Here is a 14,428-nt window from a genome sequence, read left to right as displayed (position 1 = left end):
TAGGCGGGGTCGATGCGGGTCCATCTCACCGCGCCAGCCGCCGCCGCCGTCCGCCGCGGCCACCCATGGGTCTACCGAGACGGCATCGCGGACGGCGGCGGGCACGGGAGCAAGCGCGGCGAGGGCAAGCGCGGGGAGCGCGCGCACCGCGGCGGCGCCGCGGCGTCGGGCGACGTCGTCGAGCTGTCGGCCGAGGGGGCGCCGTTCCTCGGGCGAGGGCTCTGGGACGCGGACTCGGCGATCGCCGTCCGCGTCTTCCAGCGCACGCAGGCGCCGCCGCTCGACGAGCGGGCCATCGCCGAGCGGCTCGAGCGCGCCTTCGCCCTGCGCGACGGCTGGTTCGATGGCCGCGACACCACGGCCTACCGGCTGTGCAACGGCGAGGGGGACCGGGTGCCGTCGCTCGTCATCGATCGGTACGACCGCGCCGCGGTGATCCGCCTCGACGGCGACATGCTGGCGCCCTGGCTCGATCGCCTGCTCCCGCACCTCGCGCGCGCGCTGGGCGCCCGCGGCGTGCGCTCGATCGGCCTGCGCGCGCGCGCGCAGGCGGCGGCGGGCGAGGACGCGGACGGGAAGAAGCTCGCGCACCTGCACGGGCCTCCTCTACCGGATCGCCTCTTCGTGAGGGAGACGGGGGTCGCGATGGAAGTCGATCTCGCGCGCGGGCAGAAGACGGGGGCGTTCCTCGACCAGCGCGACAACCGCGCCCGCGTGCGCGCGCTCGCGGCCGGGCGCCGGCGCGTGCTGAACCTCTTCAGCTATGCGGGGGGCTTCTCGGTGGCCGCGGCGCTCGGCGGCGCGGGCCGGGTCACCTCCGTCGACTCGGCGTCGGCCGCGCACGCGTCGGCGCAGCGCACGTTCCGCGAGAACGGCGAGGATCCGGCGGCCCACGAGTTCGTGACGGCGGACGCGTTCGACTTCCTCGAGAAGGCCCGCGCGCGCGGCGACCGGTACGATCTCATCATCTGCGACCCGCCGAGCTTCGCGCCGAGCGAGCGCGCCAAGCCGCGCGCGCTCGGCGCCTACCGGCGGCTGCACGCCGCGGTCGCGCGCGTGCTGGATCGAGGTGGCGTGTTGTGCGCGGCTTCGTGCTCGAGCCACATCACGGCGGAAGACTTCCTGGCGACGCTGGACGACGCCACGCTGGAGCGGGACGACCTTCGGATCCGGGCGATCCACGGGCAGCCGGAGGACCACCCGACGCTGCCGGCGTGGTGGGAGGGGCGGTATCTGAAGTTCGTGGTGCTGGAGTGACGCGCTGACACGCCCGCCGGTGACGCAGGCGCTGCCGGCGCAGCGGAAACGGCTGTCCCTGGAATTCGCCAATGACCACGGCGCTGCCGGCGCAGCGGAAACGGCTGTCCCTGGAATTCAATGTCGTTCACAAAGACATGACCGACAGGCGCCGGGGCCGTATCGGCTTCACCGTCCGGCGCTCCGCGGGATCGGCGGCGTCGCGTCTCGACGCTTCCGAGCTCCTCCAGAGATCGGCCTTCCCGGGCCACGCTACTACACTGGCCCAGTATTGTCCATTGCTCAGCCAACACACGGCTCACGCGCGTCACCCCCGTGACGCGCGACCATAGAGAGCGATAAAGTCGATTCGAAGCAGGGAATCGATCGAGCGTACCGCCATAGCCCGCGGTATCTTTGCAGAAGAGCCGCGCCGAGCGGTCCAGGAGCTCGGACGCGGCAGACAAGGGGGATCTATCATGACGACGCTGAAGATCACCCCGGAGCAGATGCGCTCGCGCATCGCGCGGTTCGGCGAGCTCCGGGCTTACGTGAATCACACCGTTGACACCAGCATCCCACAGGAGGCGTTCGACGCCGTGAACCCTCCTCTGTATCTCTTGATGGCGCACGCGGCGGGGGACGCGCGCGAGGGGACGGGGCCGGCCATCGTCGGCCCCAAAGGCATGAGCGTGGGCATCGTCAGCTGCAGGCCTGGCGACAAAGTCCCTCTGCACGCACACCGTCGCTCGAGGGAGGTATTTCTGTGCCTCACTGGACGCTTCGCGCTGCGCTGGAACGAGGGCGCCACGGACGAGACGACGCTCGAGCCGTTCGATATGATCGACGTGCCCGTGGGCGTCTACCGGCAGTTCGAGAACGTCGGCCAGGAGCCCGGGCTGCTCCTCGCCATCATCACGGACGAGCGCGAAGACGAGCCGGGCGACGTCGTCATCGCGCCCGAGGACAGGGCGCGCTTCGCCGAGCGCTTCGGGCCCGCAATCCTGGAGAAGCTCACGGCGACGACTGGTATGCTCTTCACCGATCCTCCCACAGAGTAGCGCCTGCCCTCGCGGTCCATCCGCGGACAGCCCCCGCCGAGCCACGGAGGCGCTGGCTGCTCAGGGCCAGACGCGGTCCCCTGCCGGCGCGGCCCCGGGCGCGGCGCCGCGCCGCGCCGACCAGAGCGCGTCACAGATGAACTTGTTCGGGCAGGGACTCGGGCGGGAACTCGACCATGATCGAGATGAGCCTTCCGCTCGTCGCTCGAACGATTTCGATCATTCCGCTTGGCAATACCACGATAAAGGATCATTATTAATTCTGTAGACCAAGAAAAGGTGTCGCCGGGGGAGGCGAAGCCGTCGAGTTCTCGCGTGATGGTTCCGTGACAGGCGTACGCCTGATGCGCGCTCGGGAGGAGGAGCGCGCTCGGGAGGAGGAGCGCCATGTCACCGAGGACATCGCTGAGCCGACGTCCGGCGCGCGAGCGAATGGAGTGCCTGACAACCTGCATGGGTGCGCCTACGCGGCGCGCGTGAGCCCATTGCAAGGGCCTCTCCGAACGCTCGGAGCGGGAGGAGGGAGGTGCTCTCTGACATCAACGGACAGGAGGGCATGCGCCATGGTTGAGCTGACTTACGCGCCACTTTCCTTCGAGCAAGAGACGAAATGGCTCCTTGCTCGAGTCCATGGTCCCGCGCCGGTCATCCATGAAGGCGGCGCGGCCTGGCTCGACGGGGATCTCGATGTACCCAGGCTGCGCCGCGCCATCGAGGAGATCGCGGCGCGCCACGAGCCGCTCAGGACCTCCTTTGTCGAGCGCGACGGAGAGCCCGCGCAGGTCGTCAGGCCCGCGGTGGCGATCGACCTCGGAGAGGTGGATCTGGCCCCGGACCTACAGCCCACCTCGGGCGAGGCGGCGCTCGCGGCCGCCCGCGAGGAGGCCGCTCGCCCCTTCGATCTAGAGCGTGCCCCGCTCTGGCGGGTGACGCTCATCCGGGCGCACCAGCGTCGCCACCTGGTCGCGCTGTCCATGCACGGCCTCGTCTGCGACGGCGCCTTCAGCGTGGGGCTGTTCTTCTCGGAGCTCTGCGCCCTCTACCATTCCATGACACCTCCGGCGCTGCCCATGCGTTATCAGGACCACGTCCGGCGGCAGCTCGACCGCGCCGCCGGCGATCGCCTCGACGCGCGGCTCGACCACTGGACACGGGAGCTCGCCGGCGCGCCGACTGCCCTGGATCTTCCGACGGACCGGCCGCGGCCCGCCGTGCATGCCTTCGACGGAGGGTCGGTCGAGCGCGCGCTCGACCGATCGCTCCTCCTGCGCCTCGAAGCGGCGGCCCGGGACGAAGGAGCGCGCCTGTTCACCGCGCTGCTCGCGGGGATGCTGGCTGTCCTGCACCGGATCACCGGCGAGGAGGATGTCTTGATCGGCACGCCCCTGCCCGGGCGCGATACGCCGGACGTCCGGGAGCTCATCGGCCTCTTCGGCGGCCCGGTGATCGTGCGGGGCAGGTTCGGCGCACAGCCCTCGTTCCGACAGCTCCTGCGCCAGGTACACCGCTCCATCGAGGAGGGCAGAGCGAACAGCGAGGTTCCCGCCAGGGCGCTGCTGGAGAAGCTCGCCGCGCCGCGGGACCCGGGCCGCACGCCGATCGTCCAGGTCCTCTTCGCGGCGACGCCCCCCAGCCCCCCGCCGTGCAATGGGCCGCTGCTGACGCTGACCCGAACGGACCTCGATCTTCCGTACGTCGCTCATGATCTCGTGGTGAGGGTCGAGGACGCCGCCGAAGGGGTCGTCGCGAGGCTCGATTACCGCCGCGATCTCTTCGAGCAGGCGACGGCGGTCAGGCTGCTCGAGCACTGGCAGGCGCTGCTCGGCGGCGCTGCCGAGGCCCCTGATCAGCGGATCTCGGATCTGCCTCTCCTGTCGGCCGACGCGCGGCGGCAGCTGCTCGTCGACTGGAGCAGCGGCGCGGCGACGGCGCCGCCGCGCGAGCTGGTCCACGAGCAGGTCGAGGAGCAGGCGCGCCGCGCCCCTTCCGCCGCCGCGGTGGCGTTCGAAGGCGAGCGGCTCACGTATGCCGAGCTGGATCGGCGGAGCAACCAGATCGCCCACCTCCTCCGGAAGAGCGGCGCCGGGCCTGGCGCGCTCGTCGGCATCTGCCTGGAGCGCTCACCGGACATGATCGTGGCCGCGCTCGGCGTGCTCAAGGCGGGGAGCGCGTACGTCCCGCTCGACCCGGCCTATCCGCCGGCTCGGCTCGCGTTCATGATGGAGGACGCGAAGGTGTCGGCGCTCCTGACCAGCGACGCCCTCGTCTGCCGGGTGCCGAGCCGCGGGCTCAGCGTCGTTCGCCTCGACGCGGATCGGGCGATGCTCGATCGCGAGCCCGCGGACAAGGTGCCTCCGGCCGCTGGCCAGGCGCCGGACGACCTGGCGTATGTCATCTACACGTCGGGCTCCACGGGTCGGCCGAAAGGCGTGCTCGTGGAGCACCGCGGGCTCACCAACCTGGTGGCCTGGCACAGGCGGCGGTTCGCCCTGTCCAGCACGGATCGAACCACCCTCATCGCGAGCCCGGGCTTCGACGCCTCGGTCTGGGAGATGTGGCCCTCGCTCTGCTCCGGCGCGTGCCTGCACATCCCCTCCGATGCCATCCGCCGCTCGCCCCTGGAGCTCCAGCAGTGGCTGCTGGAACAGCACATCTCGGTCTCCTTCGTCCCCACCCCCATCGCCGAGGAGCTGCTGCGCCTCGACTGGCCCGCTCGCTGCTCCCTGCGCGCCCTGCTCACCGGCGGCGACAGGCTACGGCGCTGGCCTCACCGCGCCATCCCCTTCGAGGTCGTCAACAACTACGGCCCCACCGAGGCCACCGTCGTCACCACCTCCTGCTCGCTCCTCCGGGACGCCCACGACGACCGCGGCCCCTCACGCGAGCCGCCCATCGGCCGGCCCATCGACAACGTGCGCATCTACGTCCTCGATCCCCGACGCCAGCCCGTCCCCGTCGGCGTCCCCGGCGAGCTCTACATCGCCGGCGACGGCCTCGCCCGCGGCTACCTCCACGACCCGGAGCTCACCCGCGACCGCTTCCTCTCCGACCCCTTCTCCGACGCGCCCGGCGCGCGCATGTACCGCACCGGCGACCTCGTCCGCTGGCGGCACGACGGCGACATCGAGTTCCTCGGCAGGCTCGACCACCAGGTCAAGATCCGCGGCTTCCGCCTGGAGCTCGGCGAGATCGAGGCCGCGCTCAGGCAGCACCCCGCCCTCGACGACGCCGTCGTCCTCGCGACGGACGACGCTCACGGCGACAAGCGCCTCGTCGCCTACGTGGTCCCGACGAGCGGCGACGGAGCCTCCGCGCGAGGAGTGGAGGCGTCGCCGGCAGCGCTCCGCGCTCACCTCCTGGGCAGGCTGCCCGAGTTCATGGTGCCGTCCACCATCGTCGCGCTCGACGCGCTGCCGATGACGGCGAACGGCAAGGTCGACCGAGCGGCGCTCCCGGCCCCCGGCCCCGCGCGGACCGCGCTGGCGCACGCCTTCGTCGCGCCTCGCTCTCCCGTCGAGCGGGCGCTCGCCGGGATCTGGCAGGAGGTGCTGCGGCAGGAGCGCGTGGGGGTGCATGACAGCTTCCTCGAGCTGGGCGGCAGCTCTGTCCATGCCGTGCGGCTGCTCTCCCGCGTGCGCAGCGCGCTCGGGGTCGAACTCGCGTTCCAGGAGCTCTTCCGCCGCCCGACCATCGCCGAGCTCGCGCCCCTCGTGAGGCAGGAGCCCGCGGCGCGCGGGGCCGAGCGCGCGATCTCGCCCGTCCCGCGCCTCGGGCCGCTGCCCCTGTCCTTCGGGCAAGAGCGCCTCTGGTTCCTCCAGCGGCTGGCGCCGGAGAGCCGGGCCTACAACTGCTTGTTCCCGTTCCGCCTGCGCGGGCGCGTCGATATCGGAGCGCTGGACAAGAGCCTCCGCGAGCTCGCGCAGCGGCACGAGATCCTGCGGACGACCTACGCGGAGCGCGACGGGCGGCCGGTCCAGATCATCGCCCCGCAGAGCTCGTTGCAGCTCAACGTGATGGATCTCCAGCACCTCTCCGCGGAAGAGCGGGAGGTCGCGGCGCACCAGCGCATCAACGCAGAGGCGCAGACGCTCTTCGACCTCGAGCGAGGCCCCCTGCTCCGGGCTTGCCTGCTCAAGCTCGGGCCGGAGGACCACATCCTGTGGCTCCACCTCCATCACATCGCGACCGACGGCTGGTCCATCGAGCTCGCGTTCCGCGAGCTCGCCATCCTCTACGACGGCCACCGCGGGAGCGCCCCCGCGGCGCTGCCCGAGCTCGCGATCCAGTACGCCGACTTCGCCGCGTGGCAACGCGAACAGATGAGGGACAGCGCCCGAGCAGAGCTGCTCGCCTGGTGGAAAGAGCGGCTGCTCCACGCGCCCCCCCTGCTCGAGCTGCCGAGCGATCATCCGCGGCCGGCGATCCAGAGCCTGCGCGGCGCCACCGTCTCCTTCCGGATCGACGCGCCGCTCGTGGAGCGCCTCGGGGAGCTCAGCGCCCAGCGGGGGATGACGGTGACGATGGTCCTCATGGCCGCCTTCGCCGTCCTGCTGCACCGCTACACGCAGCGCGACGACCTCTTGATCGGAATGCCGAGCGCCAACCGGGCGCGCATGGATCTCGAGGACATCATGGGCTTCTTCGTGAACATCGTGCCCCTGCGCGTCGATCTGTCCGGCGACCCGAGCTTCGACGAGCTGCTCCAGCGGGTGCGGCAGCTGTGCCTGGAGGCCTACGAGCACGACATGCTGCCCTTCGATGTGCTCGTGCAGGAGCTGAGGCCCGAGCGCAGCCCGGGCTACAACCCGGTCGTGCAGATCGCTTTCGCCCCGCAGAGCCCGGCGGAGCGCGATCTCGCGCTCGCCGGGGTCGAGGTCCGTCCCATCGAGGCCGACGCCAAGAAGACGATCTTCGACCTCTCGCTGTACTCCTGGGAGAGCCCCGACGGCGTGACGGGGATGCTCGAGTACAGCACCGATCTCTTCGATCGAGCGACGATCGAGCGGATGGCGGAGCACCTGCTGACGGTGCTCTCCACCGCGGCCTCGGGGCCGGATCAGCCGGTGTCGTCGCTGCCGCTGCTCACGCGCGCCGAGCAGCGGAGGCTCGTGATCGAGATGAACGACACGGCGGTCGACCCTCCAGGGGACCGGTGCGTCCTCGACCTGTTCGAGGAGCAGGCGGCGCGCGCGCCGCATGCCTTGGCCGCCGTGGCCGACCGCGGCTCGTTGACGTACGGCGAGCTCGATCGCCGAGCGAACCAGCTCGCCCACCGCCTGCGCGAGGCCGGCGTGGTGCCGGGGACGGCGGTCGCGATCCACGCAGAACGGTCGCTCGCTCTCCTGGTCGGCATCGTCGGGATCCTCAAGGCTTCCGGGGCGTACGTCCCCTTCGGCCCCGAGAGCTCGAGCGAGCGGCTGGAGCTCATGCTGAACGACTCCAGGGCGCCGGTGCTCATCACCGGAGCGCGCCTCGCCGACCGCATCCCCGCGTTCGGCGGCGTGGTGATCCGCCTCGACGCCGACGGGCGGGCGCTCACCGGGCAGCCTGATTCGGCGCCGCCGAGGAGCACAGGCTCCTCTGACCTGGCGTACGTGATCTACACGTCGGGCTCCACGGGCCGGCCGAAAGGCGTGCTCGTGGAGCACCGCGGGCTCACCAACCTGGTGGCCTGGCACAGGCGGCGGTTCGCCCTGTCCAGCACGGATCGAACCACCCTCATCGCGAGCCCGGGCTTCGACGCCTCGGTCTGGGAGATGTGGCCCTCGCTCTGCTCCGGCGCGTGCCTGTACATCCCCTCCGATGCCATCCGCCGCTCGCCCCTGGAGCTCCAGCAGTGGCTGCTGGAACAGCACATCTCGGTCTCCTTCGTCCCCACCCCCATCGCCGAGGAGCTGCTGCGCCTCGACTGGCCCGCTCGCTGCTCCCTGCGCGCCCTGCTCACCGGCGGCGACAGGCTACGGCGCTGGCCTCACCGCGCCATCCCCTTCGAGGTCGTCAACAACTACGGCCCCACCGAGGCCACCGTCGTCACCACCTCCTGCTCGCTCCTCCGGGGCGCCCCCGCCGACCGCGGCCCCTCACGAAAGCCGCCCATCGGCCGGCCCATCGACAACGTGCGCGTCTACCTCCTCGACCCGCGCCGGCAGCCCGTCCCCGTCGGCGTCCCCGGCGAGCTCTACATCGCCGGCGACGGCCTCGCCCGCGGCTACCTCCACGACCCGCAGCTCACAGAAGACCGCTTCCTCCCCGACCCCTTCTCCTCCGACCCCGGCGCGCGCATGTACCGCACCGGCGACCTCGTCCGCTGGCGGCACGACGGCGACATCGAGTTCCTCGGCAGGCTCGACCACCAGGTCAAGATCCGCGGCTTCCGCCTGGAGCTCGGCGAGATCGAGGCCACGCTCAGGCAGCACCCCGCCCTCGACGACGCCGTCGTCCTCGCGACGGACGACGCTCACGGCGACAAGCGCCTCGTCGCCTACGTGGTGCCGAGCAGCGGCGGGCAGCCCGCGGCGCACGACGCGAGCCTCCAGGCGGGCCACGTCACGGAGTGGCGCGCGCTGTACGACGATACCTACGCGAAGGACACCGCCGTCACCGATCCGGACCTCGACACGACGGGCTGGAACAGCAGCTACACCGGCGCGCCCATCGAGGCGGCGGAGATGCGCGCGTGGCGCGATTTCACGGTCGAGCGGATCCTGTCCTTCCAGCCGAAGCGGGTCTGGGAGATCGGCTGCGGGACAGGCCTCCTTCTCCTGAAGACGGCGCCCCGCTGCGAAGCCTACCTGGCGACCGACTTCTCGGAGCAGGCCATCTCCCTGCTCCGCCCCAGGCTCGCCGCCAGGGGGTACACGCACGTGACGCTGGCGCGCCGCGAGGCCAACGACTTCAGCCACGTCGAGCCCGGGAGCTTCGACGCGATCGTCCTCAACTCGATCGTGCAGTACTTCCCCGGCGCCGACTACCTGCGATCGGTGATCGAAGGCGCCGTCCGCTCGGTCGCTCCCGGCGGGCTCGTGTTCATCGGCGACGTGCGGAGCCTCCCCCTGCTCGAGGCGTTCCACGCGTCGGTGCAGCTCCACCGGGCGTCGCCGGATACAGCGGCCGAGGAGCTGCGTGGCCGGGTGCGGCGGGCGATCTCGATCGAGGAAGAGCTCGTCGTCGCGCCCGACTACTTCCGCGCCCTGCGCGGCCAGATCCCGGGCGTGAGCCACGTGGAGATCTGGCTCAAGCGCGGCCACGGCGCCGAGGAGATGACCCGCTACCGGTACGACGTCGTGCTGTTCGTTGGCGCGGCGGCGGAGCCGGCCGCGATCGCTCGATCGATCGGCGGGTCGGCGGCGGCGGACCTCCACGAGATCGAGCGGTCGCTGCGGGAGGACCGCCCCGAGGCGCTGGAGGTGCTGGGCATCCCGAACGCGCGCGTGCACGCGGACGTCGCCCTGGCAGCGGCGCTCTCGACGGCGAGCGGGACCAAGGAGGACCTCTGCGCCGCGGGCCCCGCGCGCGCCGGCGTCGCGATCGAGCCGGAGGCGCTCTGGGAGCTCGGCGGCAGGCTGGGCTACGCGGTCCGCGTCACCTGGTCGCGGACCGGAGGCCCGGAGCGCATGGACGTCCTCTTCGAGCGCGACGGGGATCCGCGGAGGCCGCGCGCCCTCCTCGGCGCGAGCGCCGCCGAGGGACAGGCGCGCTCGCCGCTGGTCAACGACCCGCTCCGCGCGAAGCAGGCGCGCGCGCTCCTCCCGGCCCTGCGGGAGTTCCTCGCGGCGAAGCTCCCCGAGTACATGGTCCCGGCGATCTTCGTGAAGCTCGACGCGCTGCCGCTCAACGCGAGCGGGAAGGTCGATCGGCGCGCGCTCCCCGCGCCCGATCGCCCGACGCCGAGCGCCGAGCCCAAGACCGCCGCGCCGGCCTCGGACATCGAGGCGGTCCTGAGCGAGATCTGGCGCAAGGTGCTCGACCTCGACCGCGTGGGGCTCGATGATCGGTTCTTCGAGATCGGCGGCCACTCGCTCCTGCTCGTGCAGGTCCAGGCCGCGCTCCAGGCGCGCCTCGGCCGGAACGTTCCGATCGTGGAGCTGTTCCAGCACCCGACGATACGCAGCCTGGCCGCTCACCTCGGGGCGGCCCCGCGGGCCGCGGAGGCAGACGAGACCGCAGCGCCGGCGCCGCCGACGCGCCCCTCGAGCCGCCGGGCCCCCGCGCCGGAGCGCAAGGCGGCGCCCGCGAACGCCGTCGCAATCGTAGGGATGTCCGGGCGCTACCCCAAGGCGCGCGACGTCGACACGCTCTGGTTCAACCTGCGCAACGGCGTCGAGGGCATCCGCTTCTTCACGCCCGAGGAGCTGGAGGCCTCGGGCGTCGATCTGGAGCTGATCCGCGCGCCGAACCTCGTGCCGGCGTGCGGCGTGCTGGACGACGCGATGTGCTTCGACGCGCGGTTCTTCGGCTACAGCCCGAACGAGGCGATGCTCATGGACCCGCAGCACCGGATCTTCCTCGAGTGCGCCTGGGAGGCGATGGAGAGGGCGGGCTACGACCCGCTCTCGTGCGAGCAGTCGGTCGGCGTCTTCGCCGGGAGCGACGCCCCGCTGTACTGGCTGGAGCGCGTCGGCATGCCCAAGGCGCCGCTGAGCGCCGAGTACTACCGGATCTTCACCGGGAACGTCACCGACGGCCTGACGACGCGGGTGGCGTACAAGCTGGGCCTCCGCGGGCCCGCCGTGACGGTGCTGACCGCGTGCTCGACGTCGCTCGTCGCGGTGCACCTGGCCTGCCAGAGCCTCGCCACGAAGGAGTGCGACATGGTCCTCGCAGGCGGCGTCGTGGTCCTCCCGCCGACGCGCCTCGGTCACGTCCACGAGGAGGGCTCGCTCGCGTCGCCGGACGGGCACTGCCGGCCGTTCGACGCCGACGCGCAGGGGACCGTGGCCGGCAGCGGCGTGTCGGTGGTCGTGCTCAAGCGGCTGGAGGACGCGCTCCGCGACGGCGACCACATCCACGCCGTCATCCTCGGATCCGCGATCACCAACGACGGCTCGCGCAAGGTCGGCTACGCCGCGCCGGGCACGGAAGGACAGGCGCAGGCGATCCTCAAGGCGCACGCCGCCGCAGGGGTGGAGCCGGAGAGCATCACCTTCGTCGAGGGCCACGGGACGGGCACGAGGCTCGGCGATCCGATCGAGGTCGCCGCCCTGTCGCGCGCCTTCAGAAATGGCACTGACAAAGTCGGGTTCTGCGCGCTGGGCTCGGTGAAGAGCAACCTGGGGCACCTGGGGGCGGCCGCCGGGGCCACCGGGCTCATCAAGGCCGCGCTCTCGCTCGAGCACGAGCTGATCCCGCCCACGCTCCACTTCCGGCGCCCGAACCCCGAGCTCCACCTGGAGAGCAGCCCGTTCTTCGTCAACGCCGCGCCGCTCGCCTGGAAGCGCGGAACGCGCCCGCGCCGCGCCGGGGTGAGCGCCTTCGGGATGGGGGGCACGAACGCCCACGTGGTCCTGGAGGAGGCGCCCGCGATGGATCCGTCCGGCCCGTCGCGGGCTTGCCAGCTGCTGGTCCTGTCCGCGCAGACGAGCGAAGCGCTCGAGGGCATCACGGATCGGCTGGCCGGGCACCTGCGGCACGCGGCGCGCGTCTCCCTCCCCGACGTCGCCTTCACGCTCCAGCAGGGGCGGGCGCGGTTCGCGCATCGCCGCGCCGTCGTCTGCCGCGACCCGGTCTCGGCGGCCGCCCGCCTGCGAGCGCGCGATCCCGCCCACGCCTTCAGCGACGTCGCCGAGGGCCGCGCGCCGAAGGTGGTGTTCCTCTTCCCCGGCGGAGGCTCCCAGCGGGTGGACATGGGGCGAGAGCTGTACGGGAGCGAGCGCGTCTTCCGGGAGAGCCTCGATCAGTGCGCCACGCTGTTCCAGCGCGCGCTCTCCGTGGATATCCGGGCGCTGCTCTTCCCGGGCCCCGAGGAGCGCGAGCGCGCGGCCGAGCAGCTGCGCGCCCCCTGCGCGAACATGGCGGCCATCTTCTCGACCGAGGTCGCGACGGCGCGGCTCCTCCTGTCGTGGGGCATCCGCCCCGCGGCGGTCAGCGGACACAGCCTGGGCGAGTACACCGCCGCCTGCGTCGCGGGCGTGCTGTCGCTCGAGGCCGCGGTGACGCTCATCGCGGCGCGCGGGCGCCTGTACGAGCAGCTGCCCAGGCACGTGGCGACGCTCGTCGTGCATCTCTCCGAGGACGCGCTGCTCGATCGGCTCGGCGACGGCCTCTCCCTGGCCGCCGTCAACGGCCCGGAGGTGTGCGTCGTCTCCGGGACGCTGCCGGCGATCGAGCGCCTCGAGCAGGCGTGCGCGCGCGAGGGCCACGAGACCCGGCGCTTGCCGATCGCCACGGCGGCGCACTCCTCGCTCGTCGGCCCGCTCGCGGACCGCTTGACCCAGCTGGCGGCCTCCCTGGAGCGACGGGCGCCGCGCATCCCGATGCTCTCGAACCTCACCGGCGCGTGGATGACGGACGCCGATGCCCAGGATCCGTCCTACTGGGCGCGGCACCTCCGGGGGACCGTCCGCTTCGGGCGAGGGCTCGAAGCGCTGCTCCTCGACCCGGATCACGTCTTCGTCGAGGTCGGGCCCGGGCGGACGCTGGCCACGCTGGCGAGCCAGCACCCCGACGCCGGCGCGGGGCGGCTCATTCTCACCACGATGGCGAGCTCGGGCTCCGATCGGACGGACCTGGAGGCGCTGCTCGCCGCCGTCGGCCAGCTCTGGTGCGCCGGCGCCGACGTCGACTGGGCGGCGTTCTCCCGGGACGAGCGGCGCCGGCGCGTCCCGCTGCCGACGTACCCGTTCAAGCGCACGCCGTACGTGCTCGGCGCCTCGCGCCCGGCGCCTGCGACGATGGCGGCGCCCTCGTCGGCGCTCGACAGCAGCGACGCGGCGTCGCTCCCGGCGCCTGCGACGGACCGGGGCGACGCGAGCTCCGAGCAGAGGGCCGGGGCGCCTGCGGATCATGTGGCGCGCGCGCTCGCGGACATCTTCAGGGAGGTGCTCGGCGTGGCCAAGGTGCGGCCGCACGACAACTTCTTCGACCTCGGCGGGCACTCCTTGAGCGCGATCGAGGTGCGGGCCCTGATCAAGGAGCGGCTGAAGGTCGAGCTATCGGTGCACGCGCTGCTGGAGCTCCGCACCGTGGCGGCGCTCGCCGAGCACATCCACGAGAGCCAGCCTTCCAGCGCCTCCGCGCCGCCCACCTACAGGAGCGCCAGCGTCGCGTCGGGGCGCGGGCGCGGCCGGCTCATCGTCCCGCTCCACGTCGGGTCGCACCGCAGGGCGCCGCTGTTCCTTGTGCAGCCCATCGGCGGCACGATCTTCATCTACCGCGAGCTGGCGCGGCAGATCGGCGCCGAGCTGTCCATCTACGGGATCCGGGCGTCGGGGATGGAGCCCGACGAGCCCGTCTTCTCCGAGATCCCCGCCATGGCGGCGCGGTACGTTCAAGAGCTGCGCGCCGTCCAGCCGGAGGGCCCGTACCTCCTGGGCGGCCACTCGGCCGGCGGCGTGATCGCCTACGAGATGGCGCAGCAGCTCCTGGCGGAAGGGAAGAAGGTGCAGCTCCTCCTGCTGGACACCGGATCCCTTGCGTCCGCGCGGGGCGCGTCGATCGGGAGCGCCGACGACGTGCTCCGGCAGATGATCGGGCTCAAGGACGCGGCCCCCAAGGCGTACCAGGGCTTCGTCGCCGCGCTCCAGGAGGACGCGCCGTTCCGCGCCATCGTGCTGAGCACCTGGCGCGCCATGACGCTCTACGAGCCGCGCCCGACGGAAGCCAGCGTCCTGTTCGTGCGCGCGCGCGATCAGCTCGGCGCGAGCGAGCCCGACGACGTCGACTACTGGAGGGACCTCACCCGCGGGCGGTTCGTCATGCACCAGGTCCCGGGCAACCATTTCACCATGATGGAGCCGCCTCAGGTCGCGTCCGTGGCCCGCGTCGTCCGGGCGCACATCACGGCGCGGAGCCGCATGCGGGCCAGGATCCCCGAGAGCACCGCGCGTTCGGGGTTGAGCCGATGGAGCTCCCGGAGAAACGGCCCGGACAGCAGCCCCGACAGCGGACAGGCGAGGACCTGAGCCGGTCGAGCC

Annotated in this window: 3 protein-coding genes; all 3 read left to right on the top strand. The window is 72.2% G+C overall.

Annotated elements, in window-relative coordinates; translation table 11 throughout:
• Positions 1-12: 12 nt before the first annotated feature.
• The 3 genes from WME82_RS02080 (at position 13) to WME82_RS02070 (ending at position 14,416) form a co-directional block, all read left to right on the top strand.
• The gene (locus tag WME82_RS02080; protein WP_438041470.1) at positions 13-1,257 is read left to right on the top strand and encodes a class I SAM-dependent rRNA methyltransferase; all 1,245 of its coding nucleotides are present in this window, start codon (positions 13-15) and stop codon (positions 1,255-1,257) included.
• 458 nt (positions 1,258-1,715) lie between these two features.
• A complete protein-coding gene (locus tag WME82_RS02075; RefSeq protein WP_438041469.1) occupies positions 1,716-2,297 on the top strand; it encodes a cupin domain-containing protein in 582 nt (193 codons plus the stop codon).
• A 563-nt stretch (positions 2,298-2,860) separates the two neighbouring features.
• Complete coding sequence (locus WME82_RS02070; protein ID WP_438041468.1) at positions 2,861-14,416, top strand: amino acid adenylation domain-containing protein; 11,556 nt, start codon at positions 2,861-2,863, stop codon at positions 14,414-14,416.
• Positions 14,417-14,428 lie beyond the last annotated feature (12 nt).

Origin of the sequence: Sorangium sp. So ce128 (genome assembly GCF_051525245.1) — a bacterium.
Classification (GTDB): domain Bacteria; phylum Myxococcota_A; class Polyangia; order Polyangiales; family Polyangiaceae; genus Sorangium; species Sorangium cellulosum_B.
The sequence above is the reverse complement of the archived record's forward strand: the minus strand, read 5'-3'. Positions and strand labels throughout refer to the sequence as shown.